Origin of the sequence: Nonomuraea sp. NPDC050540, assembly GCF_044457485.1 — a bacterium.
Lineage (GTDB): Bacteria > Actinomycetota > Actinomycetes > Streptosporangiales > Streptosporangiaceae > Nonomuraea.
In genome coordinates, this window is the sequence record NZ_JBITHA010000004.1 from 582,231 (window position 1) to 604,624 (window position 22,394).

At 69.9% G+C, this 22,394-nt stretch carries 24 protein-coding genes and 2 tRNA genes; 13 read left to right on the forward strand and 13 right to left on the reverse strand.

Translation table 11 applies throughout. The features are described 5' to 3' along the window. The first annotated feature begins 188 nt into the window (after positions 1 to 188). The 3 genes from ACIBI5_RS17400 to ACIBI5_RS17410 all read left to right on the forward strand — a co-directional run bounded on the left by ACIBI5_RS17400 (position 189) and on the right by ACIBI5_RS17410 (position 3,617). Positions 189 to 680 carry a YajQ family cyclic di-GMP-binding protein gene (locus tag ACIBI5_RS17400; RefSeq protein WP_184958497.1) on the forward strand — a complete coding sequence of 164 codons (492 nt, stop codon included), beginning with the start codon at positions 189 to 191 and terminating at the stop codon, positions 678 to 680. A 571-nt stretch (positions 681 to 1,251) separates the two neighbouring features. After that, positions 1,252 to 2,103, forward strand: a complete 852-nt coding sequence (gene htpX / locus ACIBI5_RS17405; protein ID WP_397247825.1) for a zinc metalloprotease HtpX — start codon at positions 1,252 to 1,254, stop codon at positions 2,101 to 2,103. 32 nt (positions 2,104 to 2,135) lie between these two features. Next, positions 2,136 to 3,617, forward strand: a complete 1,482-nt coding sequence (locus tag ACIBI5_RS17410; protein ID WP_397247827.1) for a hypothetical protein — start codon at positions 2,136 to 2,138, stop codon at positions 3,615 to 3,617. Here ACIBI5_RS17410 and ACIBI5_RS17415 read toward each other — a convergent pair. Continuing rightward, positions 3,592 to 4,062 (reverse strand): NUDIX hydrolase, encoded by a 471-nt coding sequence (locus ACIBI5_RS17415; protein ID WP_397247829.1) that lies wholly within the window; start codon positions 4,060 to 4,062, stop codon positions 3,592 to 3,594. The genes ACIBI5_RS17410 and ACIBI5_RS17415 overlap by 26 nt on opposite strands. Positions 4,063 to 4,157: 95 nt before the next feature. Between ACIBI5_RS17415 and ACIBI5_RS17420 the strand changes: the two genes are divergently transcribed. Beyond that, positions 4,158 to 4,652 (forward strand): flavoprotein, encoded by a 495-nt coding sequence (locus ACIBI5_RS17420; RefSeq protein ID WP_397247831.1) that lies wholly within the window; start codon positions 4,158 to 4,160, stop codon positions 4,650 to 4,652. Between the two features lie 408 nt (positions 4,653 to 5,060). Here ACIBI5_RS17420 and rpmG read toward each other — a convergent pair whose 3' ends face one another. The 9 genes from rpmG to ACIBI5_RS17465 form a co-directional block, all read right to left on the reverse strand. Then, the gene (gene rpmG, locus ACIBI5_RS17425) at positions 5,061 to 5,225 is read right to left on the reverse strand and encodes a 50S ribosomal protein L33 (RefSeq protein WP_101786011.1); all 165 of its coding nucleotides are present in this window, start codon (positions 5,223 to 5,225) and stop codon (positions 5,061 to 5,063) included. Between the two features lie 70 nt (positions 5,226 to 5,295). Further along, a tRNA-Met gene (locus tag ACIBI5_RS17430) sits at positions 5,296 to 5,369 on the reverse strand. 157 nt (positions 5,370 to 5,526) lie between these two features. After that, a tRNA-Thr gene (locus ACIBI5_RS17435) sits at positions 5,527 to 5,602 on the reverse strand. A 51-nt stretch (positions 5,603 to 5,653) separates the two neighbouring features. Continuing rightward, positions 5,654 to 6,994 (reverse strand): sensor histidine kinase, encoded by a 1,341-nt coding sequence (locus tag ACIBI5_RS17440; RefSeq protein WP_397247833.1) that lies wholly within the window; start codon positions 6,992 to 6,994, stop codon positions 5,654 to 5,656. After that, positions 6,991 to 7,653, reverse strand: a complete 663-nt coding sequence (gene cseB, locus ACIBI5_RS17445) for a two-component system response regulator CseB (protein WP_397247835.1) — start codon at positions 7,651 to 7,653, stop codon at positions 6,991 to 6,993. Before cseB ends, ACIBI5_RS17440 begins: the two co-directional genes overlap by 4 nt. Continuing rightward, positions 7,650 to 8,066: a hypothetical protein gene (locus ACIBI5_RS17450; RefSeq protein ID WP_397247837.1), complete on the reverse strand. Its 417-nt coding sequence runs from the start codon at positions 8,064 to 8,066 to the stop codon at positions 7,650 to 7,652. Before ACIBI5_RS17450 ends, cseB begins: the two co-directional genes overlap by 4 nt. 31 nt (positions 8,067 to 8,097) lie before the next feature. Further along, the gene (locus tag ACIBI5_RS17455) at positions 8,098 to 8,301 is read right to left on the reverse strand and encodes a transposase (protein WP_397247839.1); all 204 of its coding nucleotides are present in this window, start codon (positions 8,299 to 8,301) and stop codon (positions 8,098 to 8,100) included. 69 nt (positions 8,302 to 8,370) lie between these two features. After that, positions 8,371 to 8,904 (reverse strand): C40 family peptidase, encoded by a 534-nt coding sequence (locus tag ACIBI5_RS17460; RefSeq protein WP_397247841.1) that lies wholly within the window; start codon positions 8,902 to 8,904, stop codon positions 8,371 to 8,373. Positions 8,905 to 8,974: 70 nt separating this feature from the next. Next, positions 8,975 to 9,985, reverse strand: coding sequence for a lysozyme (locus ACIBI5_RS17465; protein WP_397247843.1), 1,011 nt, complete (start codon positions 9,983 to 9,985; stop codon positions 8,975 to 8,977). 254 nt (positions 9,986 to 10,239) lie between these two features. On the opposite strand from ACIBI5_RS17465, the gene ACIBI5_RS17470 reads away from it, so the two are divergent. Genes ACIBI5_RS17470 through ACIBI5_RS17480 form a run of 3 tightly spaced genes read left to right on the forward strand, consistent with a single transcriptional unit; the run spans position 10,240 to position 12,405 of the window. Continuing rightward, a complete protein-coding gene (locus tag ACIBI5_RS17470; RefSeq protein ID WP_397248031.1) occupies positions 10,240 to 11,175 on the forward strand; it encodes an ATP-binding cassette domain-containing protein in 936 nt (311 codons plus the stop codon). Beyond that, complete coding sequence (locus ACIBI5_RS17475) at positions 11,156 to 11,899, forward strand: ABC transporter permease (RefSeq protein ID WP_397247845.1); 744 nt, start codon at positions 11,156 to 11,158, stop codon at positions 11,897 to 11,899. Before ACIBI5_RS17470 ends, ACIBI5_RS17475 begins: the two co-directional genes overlap by 20 nt. A 20-nt stretch (positions 11,900 to 11,919) precedes the next feature. Beyond that, positions 11,920 to 12,405 carry a DinB family protein gene (locus ACIBI5_RS17480; RefSeq protein WP_397247847.1) on the forward strand — a complete coding sequence of 162 codons (486 nt, stop codon included), beginning with the start codon at positions 11,920 to 11,922 and terminating at the stop codon, positions 12,403 to 12,405. 274 nt (positions 12,406 to 12,679) lie between these two features. On the opposite strand, the gene ACIBI5_RS17485 is transcribed toward ACIBI5_RS17480, so the two are convergent. Then, positions 12,680 to 13,765, reverse strand: coding sequence for a calcium:proton antiporter (locus ACIBI5_RS17485; protein ID WP_397247850.1), 1,086 nt, complete (start codon positions 13,763 to 13,765; stop codon positions 12,680 to 12,682). A gap of 202 nt (positions 13,766 to 13,967) precedes the next feature. On the opposite strand from ACIBI5_RS17485, the gene ACIBI5_RS17490 reads away from it, so the two are divergent. From ACIBI5_RS17490 to ACIBI5_RS17510, 5 genes are all read left to right on the forward strand, one after another. Further along, the gene (locus ACIBI5_RS17490) at positions 13,968 to 14,417 is read left to right on the forward strand and encodes a MaoC family dehydratase N-terminal domain-containing protein (protein ID WP_397247852.1); all 450 of its coding nucleotides are present in this window, start codon (positions 13,968 to 13,970) and stop codon (positions 14,415 to 14,417) included. 1 nt (position 14,418) lies between these two features. Further along, positions 14,419 to 14,847, forward strand: coding sequence for a MaoC family dehydratase (locus ACIBI5_RS17495; RefSeq protein WP_397247854.1), 429 nt, complete (start codon positions 14,419 to 14,421; stop codon positions 14,845 to 14,847). Between the two features lie 34 nt (positions 14,848 to 14,881). Further along, entirely contained in the window at positions 14,882 to 16,081 is a 1,200-nt protein-coding gene (locus tag ACIBI5_RS17500) for a hypothetical protein (RefSeq protein WP_397247856.1), read from the forward strand. A 50-nt stretch (positions 16,082 to 16,131) separates the two neighbouring features. Beyond that, entirely contained in the window at positions 16,132 to 17,163 is a 1,032-nt protein-coding gene (locus ACIBI5_RS17505) for a UDP-N-acetylmuramate dehydrogenase (RefSeq protein WP_397247858.1), read from the forward strand. 220 nt (positions 17,164 to 17,383) lie between these two features. After that, positions 17,384 to 17,950, forward strand: coding sequence for a TMEM165/GDT1 family protein (locus tag ACIBI5_RS17510; RefSeq protein ID WP_379615273.1), 567 nt, complete (start codon positions 17,384 to 17,386; stop codon positions 17,948 to 17,950). A gap of 1 nt (position 17,951) precedes the next feature. Here ACIBI5_RS17510 and ACIBI5_RS17515 read toward each other — a convergent pair whose 3' ends face one another. Together ACIBI5_RS17515 and ACIBI5_RS17520 are read right to left on the reverse strand one after the other, a co-directional pair. Further along, the gene (locus tag ACIBI5_RS17515) at positions 17,952 to 20,810 is read right to left on the reverse strand and encodes an AAA family ATPase (protein WP_397247860.1); all 2,859 of its coding nucleotides are present in this window, start codon (positions 20,808 to 20,810) and stop codon (positions 17,952 to 17,954) included. 198 nt (positions 20,811 to 21,008) lie between these two features. Then, positions 21,009 to 21,155 (reverse strand): hypothetical protein, encoded by a 147-nt coding sequence (locus ACIBI5_RS17520; protein ID WP_397104137.1) that lies wholly within the window; start codon positions 21,153 to 21,155, stop codon positions 21,009 to 21,011. 151 nt (positions 21,156 to 21,306) lie between these two features. Here ACIBI5_RS17520 and ACIBI5_RS17525 point away from each other — a divergent pair, with 151 nt between their 5' ends. Beyond that, positions 21,307 to 22,353, forward strand: a complete 1,047-nt coding sequence (locus ACIBI5_RS17525) for a hypothetical protein (protein ID WP_397247862.1) — start codon at positions 21,307 to 21,309, stop codon at positions 22,351 to 22,353. The last annotated feature ends 41 nt before the right edge of the window (positions 22,354 to 22,394 follow it).

The following is a 22,394-nucleotide window of genomic DNA, read 5'->3' on the forward strand; positions in this document are numbered from 1 at the left end:
CAGCTCACCCCCATCTCCCCGGCCAAGGCTCGGGTAAACGACATTTGACCGGCAGAGCGCCGCGCGCGGATGCTGGCTAGGCTTGTCAGGCCTATCAAGGACTATCGGGCCGCGGCGCCCGTGCGGGCTATCGAGAGTGAAGAAGGCCGAGTCCGCCGTGACTTGGCCCGTCTGAGAGGTTTCGGGCATTGGCAGACTCGTCATTCGACATCGTCAGCAAGATCGACCATCAGGAGGTCGACAACGCGCTGAACCAGACAGTCAAGGAGATCGGGCACCGCTTCGACTTCAAGAACACCGGCGCTTCGATCAGCTGGTCCGGCCAGCAGAACATCGAGATCAAGGCGAACAGCGAGGAGCGCGCCAACGCCGCCCTCGACGTGTTCAAGGAGAAGATCATCAAGCGGGGTCTCTCCCTGAAGATCCTTGACTCCGGCGAGCCGAAGCTGTCGGGCAAGGAGTACCGCATGATGATCGCCCTCAAGGAGGGCATCGACCAGGAGAACGCGAAGAAGATCTCCAAGCTGATCCGCGACGAGGGCCCCAAGGGCATCAAGGCGCAGATCCAGGGCGAGGAGCTTCGGGTCAGCTCCAAGAAGAAGGACGACCTGCAGGACGTCATCACCCTGCTCAAGGGCAAGGACCTCGACGTGGCCCTGCAGTTCGTGAACTACCGCTAGCGACGCTCGGGGCACGCCGTGCCCCGAGCCGCTCACCCGCCCCTTCAGGTACGGCGGGCGCCTCCGCCATCTCGCGGGCCCCGGCCACTGCGGGCGACCCAAGCACCGCACCTCCCCGAGAAGCCGCGCCGGGCGGAACCCCGCCTGTCATGCGAGCCGCGCCGCTCCGGGCAAGGCCCAGCGCCGCTCCGCCTCGTGCCGTGGCTGGCAGGGCTGTGGGACGTGCCGCTCTGGCCGAAACCTGCGCCGCGCCGCCCCGTGCCTGTCGAGGCCACGGGCTGTGCTCGCTGTGGCCGAAGCTTGTGCCGCTCCGGGGATGGATCGCGGCGTGCTGCTCTGGCCAAGGACTGCTTCGGCCGGACTGGACCCTTGTTGACAGGCCCCCTGACCGCATGCCGTACCCCCTGACTGGTTGGTGGGGTTTCTGGTTTGTGCAGGTCAGCGTCCTCAATGTCCGGTCAAGTCGGGGAACGGGAGATTTCCGGAACGGCGTGCGGGATGGTGGGGCGGGAACGTTGGGGTGGGGGATGGACGTTGGAGCTGATGAACCCAGACCACGGAAGGGGGAGCCTTGCGTCGCAATGGTGTGCGCACTGCCGTGCTACTTGGCGGATTGTCGGCAGGGATCCTCGTCGTGGGCACCTGGGTGGGCGGCAGGGTCGGGCTCCAGGTCGCGTTGCTGATGGCGCTGGGAAGTTCCGGGGTCGCGTATTTCTTCTCCGACCGGATCGCGCTGTCGGCCATGCGGGCCCGGCCGGTCGGTGAGGTCGAGCAGCCGACGCTCTACAAGATCGTGCGCGAACTGTCCACGGAGGCGCGGCAGCCGATGCCGAGGCTGTACATCTCGCCCACGGCCCAGCCGAACGCCTTCGCCACGGGCAGGAGCCCCCGGCGGGCGGCGATCTGCGTGACGTGGGGGCTGACCCGACTGCTGGACGAGCGGGAGCTGCGCGGGGTCATCGGGCATGAGCTGTCACACGTGTACAACCGCGACATCCTCCTCTCGTCCGTTACGGCGGCGCTGGCCACGATGATCACCTGGGTCAGCTACGTCGCGGTGTTCTTCGGCGGCTCGGACGACGATGAGGGCCCCGGGTTCCTCGGGGCGCTGCTGATGATGGTGCTGGGCCCGGTCGCCGCCGGCATGGTGCAGATGGCGATTTCCCGGACACGCGAGTTCCAGGCGGACGAGTCGGCGGCCCGGCTGACCGGGGACCCGCTGGCTCTGGCCTCGGCGCTGCGGAAGATCGAGATGGGCGCCCGGCGACTGCCGTTGCCCGAGAACAGCAGGCTGACCTCGGCCTCGCACCTGATGATCGCCAACCCGTTCAGCGGATCGGGACTCGGCCGGATGTTCTCCAGCCACCCGCCCACCTCGCAGCGCGTGGCGAGGCTGGAGCGAATGGCGGGATATCGGCGCTGAGGTTCCGGCACCCGGTGGTGCACAATTGGATCATGGGGTTACGCATGCGGCTCAACGCGGCCGAGCAACGTGTCTGGAAGGCCTTCGAGACGGGCGCGTGGACCGAGTTCGCCGACCCCATCACCGGCCCCGGCCGCACCGCCGGCGAAAACGCGCCCACGGACGGTGAGACGTGGGGCCCCGAGCGCACCGTGCGCGGCGAGGTGATCTCGGCCCTGCTCCTCGGCGCCCACGAACCCGCCGCGGGCACCGCCCCCGCCGTACGGCTGCGCGGCGCCCGCATCACCGGCCAGATCGCCCTCAGAGGGGCGAACACCGCATACGAGCTCGCGATCAGCGGCTGCCACCTGGACGAACCGGTCGACTGCGCGGGAGCGACCACCAAGACGATGCGGTTCACCGACTGCCACCTGCCCGGACTGCGTGGCAGCGGCATGCGGGTGGCCGGACACATGAGCTTGTCGGGTTCGATCGTGACCGGCGCGGTCCGGGTGGCGCGGGCGGTGTTCGAGAGCGGTCTCTGGCTCGGTGGCACGAAGATCGTCACCACGGACGAGTGGGCGCTGTGGTCGGGCGCGATGGTGGTCGACGCAGGCCTGTACCTCAACAACGCCGACATCACCGGCGGCCTGCGCCTGGTCGGGGCGCGGCTCAACGGCGGCCTGTTCATGAACAACGCCACCATCCGCAACCCCGGCAAGGACGCGCTGGCCGCCGACAACATCACGGTCGAAGACATCTTCGAGGGCGATTTCCATGCCTTCGGGGTCGTACGGCTGCGCGGCGCCCGGGTCAACGGCACCCTGTCGATCACCGGCGCCATCCACAGCCCCGACACGCCGTACGCGCTGCACGCCAGCCACATGGAGGTCCGCGAACTCGTCCTGAAGCCCGCCGAACCCATCGAGGGCGTCGTCAGCCTCGCCCACTCCCGCGTCGGCACGCTCCGCGACGACCCTGACACCTGGCCGGAGAAACTCCGCCTGAACGGCCTGGTCTACGAAGCGCTGCGCGGCAGCGGCGTCACCAGGCGCATCGACTGGGCCGGCCGGGATCCGGCGGGCTTCCGGCCGCAGCCGTACGAGCAGCTCGCCGCGTGGTGCCTGCGCGACGGGAACGAGCATCTGGCCCGCCGTACCCAGCTGGCCAAGCTGCGGGCGCGCCGCCGTACCTTCCCGCTCAGTGGCCGTATCTGGGGCAATCTCCTCGACATCACCGTCGGGTACGGCTACCGCCCCTGGCTGGCCTCGATCTGGTTCGTCCTGCTGCTGGTCGTGGGCACGGTCGTCTTCGCTCTGAACCCACCCAGAGCGCTCAAGCCCGCGGAAGCGCCCGCGTTCGACGCGTTCGCCTACACCTTCGACCTGCTGCTGCCGATCGCGACCTTCGGGCAACGGGAGTTGTTCGATCCGGCCGGTTGGACCCAGGGGCTGGCGTACGGCCTGATCGTCGCCGGGTGGATCCTGGCCACCGCGCTGATCGCCGGAGCTACCCGGATTCTCCGTCCAGTGTGATCTTGCGAAGGATGGCCGGAAGGTCCGCGGGAAAGTAGGCCTCGTCCGTCGCCTCGAGCTCCTCCACGCTCCACCAGCGGTGTCCCAGCGTGGTGTCCTTCTCGATGTCCTCCATGTGCTCGAACGAGACTTCCGCGCCGGTCACCCGTACCGCGAAGAACGTCTGGTCCTGCGTGATCGCGTACTCGCCGAAGTCGAACGAGATCGTCCCGGTCGTCAGCGGCCCGGTGAACTCGCCGGCGGGCGCCGTGATCCCGACCTCCTCGTACAGCTCCCGGACCGCCGCGTCCAGCAGCGTCTCGTCGTGCTCGGCCGCGCCGCCGATCGTGAACCAGAACGGCTGCTCCGGCCTGGCCGGATCGAACCCGTGCAGCAGCAGGACCCGGCCTTCGTCATTGATGGGGAGTGCGCGTCCGGTGAACCGGCGCAGCGGGATCTTCGTCACGACCGACAGCCTAAGCCGCATTTCCCACGTAAGCCGACCGAGCCTTTCAAGGTCGGCGATGCATCGCGAACCGGACGGGCAACTAGCCTGGCCTGGTGAAGGTCCTCTACGTCATCGTCTGCGCCGCCGCGCCCGCCTCGGACGTCGGCCGCCTGGTCGAACTGGCCCAGGACGCCGGATGGGACGTCCAGATCGTCGCCACCCCGCAGGCCCTGGACTTCATCGACGTGCCCGCGCTGGAACTCCAGACCGGCAGGGCCGTGCGCAGCCGCTACCGCAAACCCCACGAACCCAAGCCGCCCAGACCCGACGCGATCATCGTCGCCCCGGCCACCTTCAACACCGTGAACAAGTTCGCCCAGGGGATGACCGACTCGTACGCGCTCGGCCTGCTCGCCGAGGCGCCCGGTCTGGGGATCCCGGTGGTGGTGCTGACCTTCGTCAACGCGGCCTTGTCGGCGCGGGCGCCGTTCGTGCGGAGCGTGGAGAGCCTGCGGGCCGAGGGTGTCGTGGTGGTGGCGGGATCGGATGGCGAACAGCAGACCCAGCCCTGGGACCTGGCCCTGAGAGAACTCAACCAACCCCTCTGACCCGGTACGGCCCGCCACCCCAGACCGCGCAGCCCGCAGACGAGCGGTTGACCAGCGGAGGGCGACCCCTCGGGCCGTTGGCCCGAGGGGAGCGGGCAGGCGGGGGTCTGGGGCCAGGTGGCGGCTGAGCCGATGGCCTGGGACACCGGGTGGGTGGTTGGGCGCCTTGGCGCGGGCGCACGAGGGCACAGGTGCGCGGGTGAGTCGTGGCGCGGTGTCCACAGGGGGCCGGGGTGGCGGGGGCAGCGCGGGGTGCTGGAAATGCGACAAACCGGCGCCTCGGTGGAGGTGCCGGTTCGTGCGGTGTGTTGCAGGAGTGTCTGCCCTGCGGAGAACCCGGGCCGCGTGTGGAATCGCGGCTGAGGCGCGGTCGGCCGGATCGGGAGGTGGCCTGGCCGCGGCCGAGTGCTAGCGGGTCTCGCGGTGCGCGCGGTGGGTGCGGCAGTTGGGGCAGTACTTCTTCAGCTCAAGCCGATCCGGGTCGTTGCGCCGGTTCTTCCGCGTGATGTAGTTGCGGTGCTTGCACTCCTGGCAGGCCAGCGTGATCTTCGGCCTAACGTCGGTGGCAGCCACGTGGGAGTGCCTTTCTACGTTCGGGACATGGACATACCCGTGCCCAGGCCAGGTGACCTGAGAAGGGCCGTAGCGGAGGCCGGACTTGAACCGGCGACACAACGATTATGAGCCGTTTGCTCTGCCTGACTGAGCTACTCCGCCTGGAGCCGGGCGAAACAACCCGGACCCGTAGAGGATACCCGACCTCAGGAGCACATACGTACATCACCTGGTCAGGTGGGTTGACCTCATCTATGCCTCACCGCTGAACTCATAACAAAAGCCTCGACCGAAAACTTCCGGTGAGGCCTGGTGAAGCTGGAGCCCCCAAACGGAATCGAACCGTTGACCTTCTCCTTACCATGGAGACGCTCTGCCGACTGAGCTATAGGGGCCTGTCCGCAGGCGCTGTCTGCGTTGCGGACAGGTGTAACCATACACGGCAGTCAGCGATGATGCGAACTGGTTCCAGGCAATCTCAGGGTCACCTCGGCACCCGTGCCCGTGTCGCCGAACTCCAGGTCAGCACCCAGCATCCGGGCCTGCCCGGCGGCGATCGTCAACCCCAATCCGACCCCCGTCCCGCGGGCGCTCGCACCGCTGGCGAACCGCTGAGGACCATGTTCTCGCAGTACGGCCAGCATGTCCGCGGGGAACCCCTGCCCATGATCCTCCACCCGCACCGTCATGCCGTCGACGGTGACCGTGACCGGCGGCCGCCCATGACGCACGGCATTGGCCACAAGATTGGCCAGAACGCGCTCGACCCGCCGCGGATCGGTTTCCACCTCAACATCCCGGACCACCACCAACCGCACCCCGCCCCCGGCGCCATCGCTCACCGGAGAAGCCGCCTCCGAGAGGTCCGGGTGCTCTGAGGACGTGTGGCCGGGTTCGGCAGTTGAGGGGGCGGGCACGGGGTCGGCGTGGGCGTGGGCGGCGGTGATGGCCCGGCGGGTCAGGGCGCTCAGCAGGCGGCGTTCCAGGGCGGGTCGCTCCGTGTGGGCGTCCAGGCGGGCCACTTCCAGGATGTCTTCGACCAGCCTCCCGAGTACGGCCGCGCGGTCGCGGACCAGCTCGGCGGGCCGCCCGGGAGGCAACAGCTCGGCGGCGGTCATCAGACCGGTGACCGGGGTACGCAGCTCGTGCGCGATGTCGGCCGTCACGCGGCGCTCCGCCTCCAGCCTGGCCTGGAGCGCGTCGGCCATCCGGTCCAGCGCCCTGCCCACCGCCACGACCTCGTCCCCCTGCCAAGCGCCCTCAGACGGTCGCACCACAGGCGGGGGCGGGAAGACGCGGGCGGTCAGGTCGCCGGACGCGATGGTGGCGGCGGTTCGGGAGACGTGGCGGATGCGGCGGCTCAAGCCCGTGGCCACCGCGATCCCCGCCAGACACGCCGCCACCGTGGCCAGCGCGCCCGAGGTGAGCAGGGTGCGGTCGAGGGCGGCGAGCTGAGCCTGTTCGGGGTGGTACGGGCGGGCCAGGGAGACGGTCTTGCCGCCCAGGGTGGTGGCGGCCCACAGGGTGCCGCCGTCCAGGTACGTGGCGCGGACGGGGCGGGTGGTGATCTCGCGGGACAGCGGCCCGGGGACGGGCCCGACGGTCAGGCCGGCGTCCTGACCCTCCGCCTGGCGGGCCAGGAGCGACTGGAACTGGGCGTCGAGCGTACGGCGCGCGGTGTCGAGCTGGGTGTCGGCGGTGCGCAGGTGGACGAGGAGTCCGATGGCCGCGGCCACCGCCACCGCGGTGAGAGCCAGCGACAGGGCGATCTTCAGGCGCAGGCTCATGAGCGCCTCAGCTTGTAGCCGAACCCGCGCACGGTCTCGACCCGGTCGTTGCCGATCTTGTAGCGCAGGCGTTGCACGTGTACGTCGACGACGCGGGTGTCGCCGTCCCAGGCGTAGTCCCAGACGTTCTGCAGCAGCGTGTCCCGGGACAGGACGATCCCGGCGTTCGCCGCGAACTCCAGCAGCAGCTTCAGTTCGGTCGGGGTCAGGGACAGGAGGGCGCCGCCCCGCCGTACCTCCATGGACCGGGTGTCGACCGTCAGGTCGCCGAACGTGAGGACGGCGGGGGCGCTCGCGGCGGCGGCGCGGCGCAGGACGGCGCGGATGCGGGCGTGCAGGACGCCCAGTTCGAACGGCTTGGTGACGTAGTCGTCGGCGCCGGCCTCCAGGGCGTTGATCACGTCGATGGCGTCGGACCTGGCCGAGATCATGATGATGGGGACGCCGCCCGCCTGCCTGATGCGCCTGGCCAGGCTGACGCCGTCGAGGTGGGGGAGCATCACGTCGAGCAGGGCCACGTCGGGAGCCTGGCGTTGGAAGGCGGACAGGCCGGACAGACCATCCGATGCCGTGCGTACGGCCAGGCCGTGGCGTTCGAGGGCCAGCTGGGTGGCCTCGCGGATCACGGCGTCGTCCTCGACGAGCAGGACGTCGGTCATCGGGGCGGCACCTCCAGCTTCTGGTCGGTCAGGTCGTCCTTGATCTCGTGGCCGGAGGTGACGGTGAAGCGGGCGTAGTAGCCGGTGCGCTCCAACCGCGTCAGGCGGCTGAGGGTGATCGTGGCGGGGTAGCCCTTGGCCTCGCAGCCGGGCAGGCACCAGGTGCCGCTCAGTTCGCCGGTGCCCACGGCGCGCTCGCCGCCCCACGACTGCCAGCGCACGCCGTTCATGCCGCTGAACTCGGTGAGCGCGAAGTCCGACGGGCGTTGCAGGGCGTCGCCCATGTAGGCGACGACGTAGACGGGACCGCGGGACTCCGACGGCGGCGCCGGGCCCTCGACCCGGACTCCACCGGCGGCGCCGCAGGCCGCCGTCAGGGCGAGCGCGAGGAACGTCAGAGCCTGTTTTCGCATGTCAACGAGGGTAAGGCGGAGCCTGTGTCGGTTATCCGGCAGCTTTGTAACGACGGTCCATCGGTAGCGTGATCACTTCGCACAGGTCGGCCAGATCCACATGCCTGGCGACGTCGGCCACGGACAGGCAGTCGGCGATCAGCCAGCCGTTGCGCCGGATCCGGAGCACCTGGCGGCCGGCCCGCGTGGCGGGGACGACCTCGTAGCCGCGGGGGCCCACCCATCGCCTGTCCATAGCGGCACAGAGTAGACCTCAGGACTCTCAATTTTCACGCAGCGACTCATGCCTCCTGGGCATCGTGGGTCAGAACCGGTAGTAGCCGGCGAAGCCCTTCTTGTCGGCGATGTCGTCGATGCGGACCTCGGCGCCGGTCTCGGGGGCGTTCATCATCTTCCCGTTGCCGAGGAAGATCCCGACGTGGTGCGTCTTAATGCGCTTTTTCGTGATTTTGCCGAAGTAGACGAGGTCGCCGGGCTGCGGCTTCTTCACCCGGTACATGCGCCGCACATGGTCGTCGGTGTTGCCGGGACCGAGCACGTCGGAGCCGTGCGCGAGCGCGTACACCCACCTCGTGAACCCCGAGCAGTCCAGCCCCCTGGTCCTGGCGGCGGGACAGGGCCGGATCTTGCCCTTGTAGCCGAGGCAGGTGCCCTTGGACGGGCCCGGCTCGTCGGCGTGCCCGCCGCCCCAGGAGTAGGTGATGTCCTTGCGCTCGATCTCGTAGGCGAGCCTGACGATGTCCGGCGCCACCCACTCCCTGATGGGCGCGGAGGCGGTGGCCAGCAGCAGCACCAGGGCAAGCGCGGGCAGCAGTCCCCGCCGTAGCCGCCCCGACACCCGCCTATGCCTCCGTTTTATTGGGAAAGTCGGGATATATCCTCATGCAAAAGCCGCAAGATCGCGCGGCTCAGCGCGCCTTCAGGTCCAGTTCCACCGTTCCGACCGTGAACCGGATCCCCACGCCTCCCTTGGCCGGCGCCTTGGTGGTGAACGTCAGCCGGACCTTCTGTCCCCGGTTCAGCCTGGCCACGGTGCACTTCACGGCCGTGCCGCTGAACTTGCAGCCGGGGGCCTTGACGATCTTCTGCCCGCCGTACGCCCGACCGGAGATCTTGATCGTGCCCGCGGGGTGCGGGCCGGTGTTGGCGATCGTGAGCGTGTACGAGCGGCGGCTCTTCACCTGGCCGGACACCGTCAGCTCGACCGCCGCGATGGCCAGCTCCCTGAGCTCGGACTCGCTGCCGTTGAAGGAGTTCTGCCCGCCGGCCAGCGTGCCCTTGTCGGCCGACTGCCAGAACGTGTGCCTCTCCCAGCTCTTCGGCAGCTCGCCGGGATCGGCGCCCCAGCGGGCCAGCCAGAGCGGGTTGGCCTTGAATTTGGCGGAGTCGCCGGTGCACGTCTTCCACCAGTTCGTCGTGGTGTAGATGATCGCCTGGCGGCCGGTGCGCTGGTGGTAGCGCTTCGTGAAGTCCTTGACCCACGTGACCATGTCCTTGGGGGACAGGCCGTAGCAGTTGTCCTTGCCGTTGCGGTCCTTGTAGGGGTTGTCCTCCAGGTCGAGCACGCCCGGCAGGGTGATGCCGTCGCCGGTCCAGCGGCCGCCGTTCTGCACGAAGTACTCGGCCTGGGCGGCGCCGTCCGACTCGTGCGGCTGGGCGAAGTGGTAAGCGCCGCGGATCAGCCCCGCGTCGGCGGCGCCCTCGAACTGGGCGGAGAACGTGGGGCTGACGAAGTCGCCGCCCTCGCTGGCCATCACGAACGCGAACTTCGCGCCGCCCGACGCGACACTCGCCCAGTCGACCTCGCCGGTCCAGTTGCTCACGTCGACACCCGGCACGCCGTCGACGGCCTGGGCGGGTAACGCGTTCGCGCCGTAACCGACCGCGGCCAGCGCCGCGGCCACCAGAACACGCTTCACGAGGGTCCCCTTTTCACCGATGAGGCCAAGATTTTCGCGGAGTACGGCAGGGCCCGCAACCGCTCTACTGCGGCATAGCCGAAATTTCTTGAAATCCCAGGTCGGAGCGCTATTTCGAATGATGGCTTACATGGCGTTTCCGCAGGTCAGCGCCGTATGTGAATGTAGTGTTCGCGTTTGCCTAAACCCCGCTGACCTGCGCAAGCTTGGGGAAATCCGCCCGCCTCCCAAGCAAGGGGCTGTTTGCCATGCCCATCATCAGCGCCCGGGGACTCACCCGGAGCTTCACCTTGAAACGAAAAGAGACCGTCGACGCCGTACGCGGGATCGACCTCGACATCGAGGACGGCCAGCTGGTCGCCTTCCTGGGTCCGAACGGCGCGGGGAAATCGACCACCCTGCGCATGCTCACCACGCTGCTGCCGCCCACGAAGGGCAGCGCCACGGTGGCCGGGCACGACATCGCCACCGACCCGTCCGGCGTGCGCGCCCGCATCGGCTACGTCGGCCAGAAGAACAGCGCGGGCGAGAACTACCGCGTCCGCGACGAACTCGTCGCGCAGGGCCGCTGCTACGGCCTTCCCATCCCGCAGGCGCGCCGCCGCGCCGACGAGGTGCTCGACATGCTCGACCTCACCCATATGGCCAAGCGCCAGCCGGGCACGCTCTCCGGCGGCCAGCGCCGGCGCCTCGACCTCGCGATCGGCCTGGTGCACGAGCCCAAGCTGCTCTTCCTGGACGAGCCGTCCACCGGCCTCGACCCGACCAGCCGCGCCGAGGTCTGGTCGCACATCCTGCGCCTGCGCGAGGCGATCGGGATGACCATCTTCATGACCACCCACTATCTCGAAGAGGCCGACGCCATGGCCGAGCGGGTGATCATCATCGACAACGGCCGGATCATCGCCGACGGCACCGCCGAGCAGCTCAAGAACGACCTCGCCGGCGACCACATCATCCTGACCACCCCCGACGCCGCCCGCGCCGCGGAGCTGACCGGCGGCGAAGCGGACGGCGGCACCGTGAAGCTGCGCGTCCCCAACGCCCCGGCCGCGCTGCCCGAATGCCTCAGAACCCTCGACGCGCACGAGATCAAGGTCACCGCGGCGGAGACGAAGCGCCCGACCCTCGACGACGTCTTCCTCGCGCTGACCGGAAGGAGCCTGGCCGATGACGACGTTCCTGCGTGACACCGCGACGGTCTTCACCAGGGAGTTCACCCCGTCGCTTCGGCAGCCGACGAACCTGGTCTTCGAGATGTTGCAGCCGCTGCTGTTCCTGTTCCTGTTCGGCTCGCTGCTGAAGGGGGCGACGGACACCTCGTGGCAGTGGTTCGTGCCCGGCATCCTGGTCATGATGTGCCTGACCGGGCCGATGGGCTCCGGCTACAACCTGCTCACCGAGGCGATCGGCGGTTCGCTCGAACGCCTCATGGTCTCGCCGCTGAACCGCACCGCCATGCTGGTCGGCCGGACGCTGAAGGAGATGGCCGTCCTGTTCCTCCAGGCCGTGCTGATCATCTTGCTGGCGCTGCCGCTCGGCTTCGAGCTGCACCTGGCCGGGGTGATCCTGGGGCTCGTGCTGCTGATCGTGCTGGGGGTGGGGCTCGGGTCGCTGTCGTTCGTGCTGGCGCTCAAGTCGGCGCCGGACGGCACGATGTTCTATCTGGTCACGCAGTGGGCGTTGTTCCCGCTGCTCCTTCTGTCGGGAGTGCTGCTGCCCGTGGACTCCGGCCCGACGTGGCTGCGGATCGTCGGATACGTGAACCCCGTCAAATACCTCGTCGACGCACAACGTTCGCTCTTCTCCGGTCAGCTGGGTGATATCTCTGTCTTGTACGGCGCAGCGGCCGCCGGCCTGGTGGCACTGATCGGCCTCTATGCCGGAACCCGGGCGATGCGCAAGGGCATCTAGACCCCGGAAGGGGTGACGACATGTCGAGCGAGCGCGACGACCTCGTCCAGACGCTGGACAAGCACCGCGGGTTCCTCCTCCACACGGTCCAGGGGCTCACCGACGAGCAGGCGGCCCGCACGCCCACGGCCAGCGCGCTGTGCCTGGGCGGCCTCGTCAAGCACGTCGCTAACGTCGAGGAGCGCTGGGCGCGCTTCGCCGTCGGCGGTGCCGAGCACATGGAGAGCGTGCCCGTCGACTGGGAGGGGCAGTTCAGAATGGACGCGGGCGACACGCTCGACGCCCTGCTCAAGCACTACGAGTCGGTGGCTCGGGCCACGAACGAGCTCGCCCGGACGCTCGACCTCGACACCTCGCACGCGCTGCCCACGGCGCCGTGGTTCGAGCAGGGGGCGCGTTGGTCGGTCCGCCGCACGATGCTCCACATCATCGCCGAAACCGCCCAGCACGCCGGCCACGCCGACATCATCCGCGAGTCCATCGACGGCCAGAAATCGATGGGATAACCCCTCAAGGGCGCACCATGGGATAACCCCTCAAGGGCGCACCATCCGTTACGGCTCCGCCACCCCACCCCCACCCGCCGCCGTGGGCGGGCGCCGATCGTGGGGATCGCTTCTCACGCCGGACGTGGCGCCCGCCGCAACGGCGCCACGTCACCCGGCCAAGTGGTCAACCCCAGAGACCGGCCAGGTAGGTCAACCCTCAAAGCCTGGCCAGGTGGGGTCAACCCCTCAAAGACCGCCCAGGTGGTCGGACCTCTGAAGACCGGCCACGTGGTCAAGGGCTGACCGCCAGGAACAGGAATGCGGCGAACAGCACCAGGTGAACGCCGCTCTGCAGCAACGTGGCCCGCCCCGGCACCACGGTGAGGGTGGAGACGCCGACGGTCAGGGCGAGCAGGACCATGTGGGTGCCGCCCAGTCCGAGCACCAGCGGCCCGTCCAGCCAGATGGACGCGAGCGCGATGGCCGGGATCGTCAGGCCGATGCTGGCCATCGCCGAGCCGAGCGACAGGTTGAGGCTGATCTGGAGCTGGTCGCGCCTGGCCGCGCGTACCGCGGCGATGGTCTCGGGCAGCAGGACCAGCAGGGCGATCACCACGCCGACGACGGCGTGCGGCAGCCCGGCATCGGAGACGGCGCTCTCGATGATCGGCGACTCGACCTTGGCCAGGCCGACGACGGCGACGAGGGCGATCAGGAGGAGGCCGAGGCTGACGGTCGCGGTTCTCGTGGTCGGCCTGGGCGCGTGGGCGTCCGGGGGCATGGCCTGGCCGTCGTGGGTGACGGGGAGGAAGTAGTCGCGGTGCCGTACCGTCTGGGTGAGGACGAACAGGCCATAGAGCGCGAGCGAGGCCACGGCGGCGAAGGCGAGCTGGCCGGGGGAGAACTCCGGGCCCTGGGCGCTGGTCGTGAACGTCGGCAGCACGAGGCTGAGTGTCGCGAGCGTGGCCACGGTGGCGAGCGCGCCGCCGGTCCCTTCGGCGTGGAACGCCACGACCCTCCGCCGGAGCGTGGCGCTGAGCAGGGACAGTCCGACGATGCCGTTGCAGGTGATCATGACGGCGGCGAAGACGGTGTCGCGGGCGAGCGTCGCGGTCTTCTCGCCGCCGCTGATCATCAGGCTGACGATCAGCGCGACCTCGATCACGGTGACCGCGACCGCGAGCACCAGTGAGCCGAACGGCTCGCCGACGCGGTGCGCGATGACCTCGGCGTGGTGCACCGCCGCCAGAACCGCCCCGGCCAGCAGCACCGCGACGATGATCACGACGACCATCGGCGGTTCCCGTCCCCACGTCAGAGCCAGCGCCAGAAGTGCGAGGAGAGGGACGGCGGTGGTCCAGTTGAGGAAACGGCGCATGGTATAGATCATGCCCTAAGTGGAGTGTCTGTTCACTTCTGTCCGGTTGGGCGATCGGGCATCATCCGTGCTCAGGGTCATCGTGCGGCAATGCCGGGGCCGTCGTGGGTTCGGGCGCTTCATGATGGAGCCGGGACGGCGACAGCCGAACCTTGTTCTGTTACGGTCGGGTCAAAGCTCAGGAACGCGTGAAGGGGCACGAATGGCCTTGAACCGTGATTTCGTGGGGCGGTCGTATGCGTCCGCCGCGCCGTACGAGGTCAGCCGGGTGAAGATCCGCGAGTTCGCCGCGGCGATCGGCGACCACAACCCGATCTACCGCGACCGGGACGCGGCGCAGGCCGCGGGACATCCGGACGTGGTGGCGCCGCCCACCTTCCCCATCGTGTTCAGCCTGCAGAGCGGCGGTGAGGCGCTGGCCGACCCCGAACTGGGGCTGAACTTCGCGATGGTGGTCCACGGCGAGCAGCGGTTCGAGTACACGCGGCCGATCTACCCCGGCGACGAACTGGTCACCCGGTCGACGATCACCGACATCCGCAGCGCCGGGCGCAACGAGCTGCTCACGATCAGGAGCGAGGTCAGCACCGTCGCCGGCGAACCCGTCTGCACCACCTACAACACCATCGTCGAGCGTGGAGGGGCGGCCTGAGATGACGGCGACGGTCAAGTACGACGAGGTCGAGGTCGGCCAGCAGATCCCCGCGGCCGACTACCCGGTGCGCCGCCTCAACCTGGTCATGTACGCGGGCGCCTCCGGCGACTTCAACCAGATCCACTGGAACGAGCGGTTCGCCAAGACCGTCGGCCTGCCCGACGTCATCGCGCACGGCATGTTCACGATGGCGCAGGCGGGGCGGTTCGTCACCGACTGGGCCGGCGATCCCGGCGCGGTGGTCGACTACGGGGTGCGGTTCTCCTCGATGGTAGTCGTGCCCGACGACGACGCGGGCGCGACGATCACCGTCAGCGGCGTCGTGGAGGAGAAGCTGGAGGACAAGCGGGTCGTCATCGCTCTGGTGGCCAAGTCCGCGGACGCCAACGTGCTGTCCAAGGCGCGTGCGGTGGTTCAGCTGTCCTGATAGAGGTGCCCTGTCCTGGGGTAGGGCGGTCGGTATGAGTGAAGTGCCGCACCACGTCATCGAGCTGGCCGAGCAGCGTGTGAAGGCGAGGGCGGAGCGCGACTACGCGCTCGCCGACGAGCTGCGCGCGCGGATCGAGCGCGAGGGGTGGCTGGTCAAGGACGCCCCCGACGGCTACACGCTGAGCGAGAAGCCGCCCTACACCATCTGGCCGACCGTCCGCTCGATCCCGATCAGCGCCGTCACCGACGCCGGCCCGCCCCGCCACCTCAACCCACGGGCCGTCGCCCCTGCCTCGGGCACCGGCCGCGACACGACCGGCGGCGACACGGGCCCTGAAGCGAGCCCCACAGCGGGCTCCACGGCGGGGACGGCCGGCGCGGGAGCCCAGGAGGACCCCGCCGCCGAACTGGGCTTCTCCGGCGACCCCGGATCGAGCGGGACGCCCGAGGACGACATGCTCCACGCGCAGCGGATCTGGGACGCCAGCCTGGCCGCCAACCGGCTCGACGACGCCGGGGTGAACCAGGAGCGGCAACGCGCCGAGATCGTCGACGTCACCGTCTCGGCGGGCCTGATCGCCGACGGCCGGCCGGACGACGTGCGCGCCTGCGTGGAGGCGCTGCTGGAGCACACCGACGCCGCCGTCCTCGCCCTCGACCTGGGCAACCGGGACGGCGCGGGCGACGTCCTGCACGAGTTCGCCGCCCGGCGGCCCGAGCGGGTGACCGTCTGGCACGTGGCCGAGCTGCCGCACTGGTTCGGGGGGTCGGCCGGGTGGAGCGCCTGCCGTACGGCATTGATGCGGTTGGACACCTCGGACGTGCACGTCCTGATGGAGACCTCCACGATCCTCACGGGCGACGCCCTCACGCCGCTGACGGCGGCGATCCAGCACGGCGCGGTCGCGGCCGGGTGGAAGGGCGCCGACCCCGACGCGGACGGCCACACGTGGCACGAGGCCGGTCCTGGACGGGTCCGCGCGCTCATGGGCTACCTGATGGCGGTACGGCGGGCCGAGGCGCTGGCCGCCATGCCGCAGGACGCCCGCTACTACCGCAACGCGGACCTGGAGCTCTCGCTCGGCCTGGACGGCGAGCTGGTGGTGCCGCAGGAGACGCTCCCCGTGCACGGCCTGCGCCACCACGGCTACCACGACGTCGACCAGGACTACCGCGAACGCGAGTCCCGCCGCACCTACGACCGGGTGCTGCGCCTGCTGCGCTCCTCCTGACGCGGGCGCCGGGTGCCGCGCATCGCGGGGGGCTCATAAGCTAGGGCCCCATGGAGATGCTGGCGCCGTACACCACGCTGGGCCTGGGCGGCCCGGCCCGCGAGTTCGTCGAGGCCGGTACGGCGGAGCAGCTCGTCTCCTTCGTGGCCGAGGCCGACCGCGACGGGGTTCCCACGCTGGTGCTGGGCGGCGGCAGCAACCTGGTCGTGCCCGACGAGGGTTTCGACGGGCTGGTGGTCAAGGTCGCCTCGACCGGGGTGCGGGCCGAGCGCGACGGCGGGCAGGTGCTGCTCACGGTCGAGGCGGGCGAGGACTGGGACGCGCTCGTGGCCCGCGCGGTCGCCGAGGGCTGGTCCGGCATCGAGTGCATGTCCGGCGTCCCGGGCCTGGTGGGGTCGACGCCGATCCAGAACGTGGGCGCCTACGGGCAGGACGTGTCGCAGACCGTCCGCTGCGTGCGGGCCTACGACCGCAAGACCCGGCAGGTGGTGGACATCGAGGCCCGGCGGTGCGGGTTCTCCTATCGCGACAGCGCGTTCAAGCGGGACCTGTCGCGGCACGTGGTGCTGGGCGTCACCTATGTCCTGGACATCTCCGAGCTGTCGGGCGAGGTGGCCTACAAGGAGCTGGCGGCGCGCCTCGGGGTGCCGATGGGCGAGCGGGTACGGCTCGCGGACGCCCGCGCGGCCGTCCTGGCCCTGCGCAGGAGCAAGGGCATGGTGCTCGACCCGGAAGACCCCGACACCCGCAGCGCCGGATCGTTCTTCACCAACCCGATCCTGACTCCCGGCCAGGCCGCCGAGCTGGAGCTGCGCGCGCCCGGCCATCCTCGCTGGGACCTGCCCGACGGCATGGTCAAGGTGCCGGCGGCGTGGCTGATCGAGCAGGCCGGTTTCCCCAAGGGGTACCGCCGCGGGCCCGCCCGCATCTCCACCAAGCACACGCTCGCTCTCACCAACCCCGACGGCTCGGCCACCGCGGCCGACCTGCTGGCGCTGGCCAGGGAGGTGCGTGACGGGGTCGCGGAGAAGTTCGGGGTGCGGCTGGTCAACGAGCCGGTGATGGTCGGCTGTGAGCTCTGACACCCTCGCCTGAGGAACATTCGGCGGGTTCGGCCTGTTAAAGTGGCCGAGATATTCCGAAGGGGAGTAGTCCCAAATCACGTGATCGACACACTGGCGTCCCGACGCCCGGTCACGTGGGCCTTCACAGGCGGACGAGACCTTCGGCCTGGCTGTCATGCCGGGCCGAAGAGTCGTGCCCCGGCAGGCGCTCCGGTCCGGTTCGTAGGAATGAGGACCGTTGGAAGCGTTCTGGATCAGTCTTGTGGCCATTTTCGTGGCGGAGCTGGGTGACAAGAGCCAGCTGATGGCGATGACGTTCGCCACCCGATTCAAGGCCTGGCCGGTGTTGGTCGGCATCACCATCGCCACGACCGTCGTGCACCTGTTCAGCGTGGCCGTCGGCGGGCTCATCGGCGACGCCCTGCCCACCACCGCGATCTCCGTCGCGGCCGGCATCGCCTTCCTCGGCTTCGCGCTGTGGACGCTGCGCGGCGACGAGCTGACCGACGAAGAGTCGAAGAAGGCCCAGCGCACCACCAGGAACGCGATCATCGCGGTGACGGTCGCGTTCTTCCTGAGCGAGCTGGGCGACAAGACGATGCTGGCCACGATCGTCCTGGCCACGCAGCATGGCTGGCTCGGCACCTGGATCGGCTCCACCGTCGGTATGGTCGCCGCGGACGCCCTGGCCATCGTGGTCGGGCGGATCCTCGGCAAGCACCTGCCTGAGAAGGCCATCCGCTACGGCGCCGCCGCGGCGTTCGCCGTCTTCGGCATCGTCCTGCTGGCCGACGCCATCTGGTAGCTCAGGTCGACAGCAGCGACAGCCGGTACGCGGCGGCGGCGGCCTCGCCCCGGCTGGAGACGCCGAGCTTGGCCAGGATGTTGGAGACGTGCACGCTGACCGTCTTCGCCGAGATGAACAGCTCGGCCGCGATGTCGCGGTTGCTGCGCCCCAGCGCCACCAGCCGGAGAACCTCCAGCTCCCGGGGCGTCAGCAGCTCCGACGTCGCCAACGGCGCGGAGGCGCCGCCCACCCGCCGGCTGAGCATCTCGATCTCCTCCACCAGCGGGGTGGCCCGCAGCGCCTCGGCCAGCGGCTGCGCGACCCGCAGCCGCGTGGCGGCGCCCTCGCGGTCGCCCGACTGGGCGGCGATGGTCGCGGCGTGCAGGAGCGCCTTGGCCTGGGCGTGCGGGCGGCACAGCCGTTCCCACGCGGCCGCGGCGGCGTCGAAGTCGCCGGTGTAGGTCAGGCGGTAGGCCTCGGCGGGCGGGCCCGAGATGCGCAGCGTGGCGGCGACCTCGGCGGCGTGGCCGCGTACGTGCTCGGACAGTGTGGGGTCGAGGGCCTCGGCCTGGTCGCAGACGTGGCTGATGAGGGAGAGCAGCCGCCAGCCGAGCGCCGACTTGCTGGACTGCGACGGCCGCGACAGCACCCGGTGGGCGACCTCCAGCGCCGACTCGGGCTCGCCTTTCAGCAGGTGCCAGCCCATGTGCAGGCGGGAGCTCGAGGTGATGTCCTGGACGAAGTCCTCGGGACGCTCCTTGAGCACGCCCAGCTCGGACAGGTTGCTCTCCAGCGTCGACAGGTCGCCGCGCGACAGCGCGATGTCGGCCTGGACGCGCAGGATGTGGTGGCGGGTGCGCAGGCTGGGTCCGAACCTCAGCGAGCGTTCCGCGGTCTCCAGCGCCTCGTCCCAGCGGCCGAGAAGTTCGAGGGCCTCGGCGCGGTTGTTGAGGATGAAGACGCCTATGGTCCTGATCAGCCCGTACTTCTTGGCCATGCGCTCGCCCTCGTAGGAGAGTTCGAGCGCCTCTTCCGAGCGGCCGAGGTCGTTGAGCGCGTCGATGTTGTTGCCGACGGAGCGCAGGATGAGGCGGGGCGAGTCGATGCGCTCGCCTATCGCGCGGGCGAGCTGGTTGGTCTCGTACTGGGCGATGCTGCCGCCGGCCATGGCCTGGCCGAGGGCGAGGTTCATGAGGAGTTCGCCCTCCAGGTGTTCGTCGCCGACGTCCCTGGCGATGAGCAGGCCCTCCTCGCACCTGGCGGTGCCCTCCTCGACCTCGCCCTGCAGCATCAGGTGCTGGCTGAGCTTCGTCAGCACCTCGGCGCGCGGGTGGCTGTGGTCGGGGACCAGTTCCAGGGCCTTGTGGAAGTCCTCGACGACGCCCATCTTGCCTTTGGAGATCTTGAACCCGGCCCAGCGCACCATGAGCATGGCCACGCGGTCGGGCTGAGTGTCCTCGTCGAGGCCGGCGAGCGCCGCCCGCACGAACTTCACGCCGCGATCCACCTCGGCGCTGTTGCCCGCGGCCAGCGCGGCCTTCTCCAGCACGTAGGAGTGGTCGGCGTCGATGCGCCCGGCCGCGCCCGGCACCTTGTCCCAGAGCATGAGCACGCGTTCGAGCAGTGGGATCGCCTCGGCGTAGGCGAAGGCCTTCATCGACTTGCGGGCCGCCTCCCAGGCGGAGATGAGGGCCCATTCGTCGTTGCGCGCGCCGTACCAGTGGTGGGCCAGCTCGACGGCGGCGCGACCGGGCGGGACGAGCTTGCGGTCGCGGGAGATCTCCTCGGCGTAGCGCGCGTGCAGCCGCTGGTGCTCGCCGGGCAGAAGCTCCTCGTGTACGGCTTCGCGGATCAGCGCGTGCCGGAAGACGTAGGCCCGGTTGTCGGCGATCTGCAGCACGTTCCCCGCGATGGCAGGACGCAGGGCGGACTCCAGCTCCAGGTCGGACAGGCCGCTGACGGCGGCGAGCAGGGCGTGGCCGATCCGGATGCCGCCGGCGGCGGCCACCCGAAGGACGCGCTGGGTCTCCTCGGGCAGGCGCTCGACGGCGCTGAGGATGAGGTCCTGCATGGAGTCGGGGAAGGCGCAGTCGCCGTCGGGGTCGTCGAGCAGCGCCTCGACGAACAGCGGGATGCCCTCGCTGCGCTCGAAGACCTTCTCGACCCTGGCGTATTCGGGGGTCCGGCCCAGGATCCCGGTCATCTGCTCGGCCACCTCGTCCTGCGACAGGCGGGGCAGGTCGAGCCTGAGCACACCCCTGACCCGGCTCAGCTCGGCCAGGACGGGGCGCAGCGGGTGCTGGCGGTGCAGGTCGTCGGATCGGTAGGTGAGCACGATCAGGACCTGGGCGGCGGCGAGGTTGCGGCTGAGGAAGGCGATGAGGTCGCGGCTGGAGCGGTCGGCCCAGTGGATGTCCTCGATGAACAGGACCGTGGGGCGGGACTCGGCGAGACGTTCCAGAAGGGTGAGGAACTGCTCGAACAGCCGGGCGCGGCCGGTGTCGGTGTCACCGTCGACGGTGGGCTCGCCGAACTCCGGCAGCAGCCTGGCCAGGTCGCGCTCGGCGCCCTCAGGCAGGAGACGGGCGATCCTGGCGGTGCCCATCTCCCTGACGAGCTGCCTGAGCGCGGCGGTGAACGGCGCGTAGGCGAGGCCGTCGGTGGACAGTTCCACGCAGCCCCCGAAGAGCACGTGGGCGCCGTCCTGGGCGGCCCGATCGGCGAACTTCTGCACCAGCCGGGTCTTGCCCACACCGGCTTCGCCGCCGAGCAGCACGGCCGTGGCGGTGCCCTGCCTGGCCGCGTCCATGGCGTCGGCGAGGTGGGCGAGTTCCGCTTCCCGCCCGACGAAGACGGGACTCACCATACGTCCCAGCATGTCATCCAGCATGTCACGCCTTACCTGTAGCTTTCGCCGCATTTATGGAGGCGCTGACCGGAGGCGCAGGGACCGACCGGAAGGCTTGTGGCCGGAGGCGGCGGGGTTGGGGGATGTGTCGAGGCGCTTTCCCGCCGGGTCAAGGAGGGTGTGAGGCCCGGCCGCGAGGGAGGTTGCGGCCGGGCACTCTTGTGGGGGTCATGACACGCGGCGCTTGCCGAAGACCGAGCGGCGCTCGGACTTGTTGCGGCGCTCCGCCTCACGTACCCTGCGGTGCTCGGCGGCGGCCCGCCGAAGCTCACCGGCTTGGCTCTTCATCAGCTGGAAGTCGAGCTCGGGGTTCATTTCCTTCTCCTTTGTCGTCTGCACCCCTAACACTCCTCCTAAGGCCCGGCCGGCCACATCGGTCGGATGCCTTATCTCTTGCCGAACCATCGGCTTACCCCTACCTAGGACACGCCTGCCACCCGCCTAAGGCAGGCCACGATGATGGCCCATGAGACGCATCGCGATCGCCGCGCTGGCGCTGTTCCCGCTGGTGGCGGCGGCGCCCGCCGCGGCCGGGGAAGCGGCCTGGCGGGTCTCCAGGACGGACGGATCCCTGGGCGGCTATCAGGACGTGGGCGCCACCGGCGGCGACGACGCCTGGGTGGTCAGGACCGGCCAACCCCTTCTGCGATGGAACGGCAAAGCCTGGCGGAACTCGGCGGGCGGGGCCGTGCCGTACCTGGTGACGGCGGCGGGGCGGGGGACGGCCTGGCAGTTCGTGCAGAGCCCGGCCCGAGTGGACGCCCGCCAGCTGACCGGCGGCAAGTGGTACGCGCGCCCGATCGAGGCCGAGGGCGCGCACGCGACGGCGGCGCTGGCCACGGGCCCGTCGGAGTGCTGGGCGGCGGGGCTGCGGCTCGGCCCGCGCGGGCTGCGCGACGTGGTGTGGCACTGGACGGGAAGGCGCTGGACGGAGGTGGCAGCCCCGCTGCCCATCACCGACTTCGCCGCCTCCTCCCCGAAGGACGTGTGGGCGCTCAGCAGCCTGGGGGCGGAGTCGCCCGCGCACGCCGCGTCGGTCCTGCGGCTGACGGACTCGGGGTGGCGGCGCTCGCCGGTGCCGTCGATCTCCCTGCCCAGCCGGTCGCGGGTCGGCGACGCCTACGCGGAACTGCACGACATCATGGCGCTCGGGCCGGACGAGGCGTACGCCGTGGGCGGAATCTCCTTCATCATCGGCGAGGAACGGGTCATGCGTGAGGCCCTGGTGCTGCGCTGGAACGGCACCTCCTGGGTACGGCTGGCCCACCGCCCGGCCGGGACCTCCTATACGAAGGTCGCGCCGGACGGAGCCGGAGGGCTGTGGCTGGCCACGCGGCGCCAGGATCTGCCGGACGTCCTCACCCACTACCAGGGCGGACGCTGGACGCGGACCCCGGTCGGCAAGGTCACGCTCAACGGCCTGGCCAACGTGCCGGGAACCAGGACGATGTGGGCCACGGCCGAAACGCGTGAGGCTGGAGTGACGCGCCAGCTGATCCTCGGCTATCGGTGACCTGATCCGGTTTGGAGGTAGCCTGCCCGGTCGGCGATGCT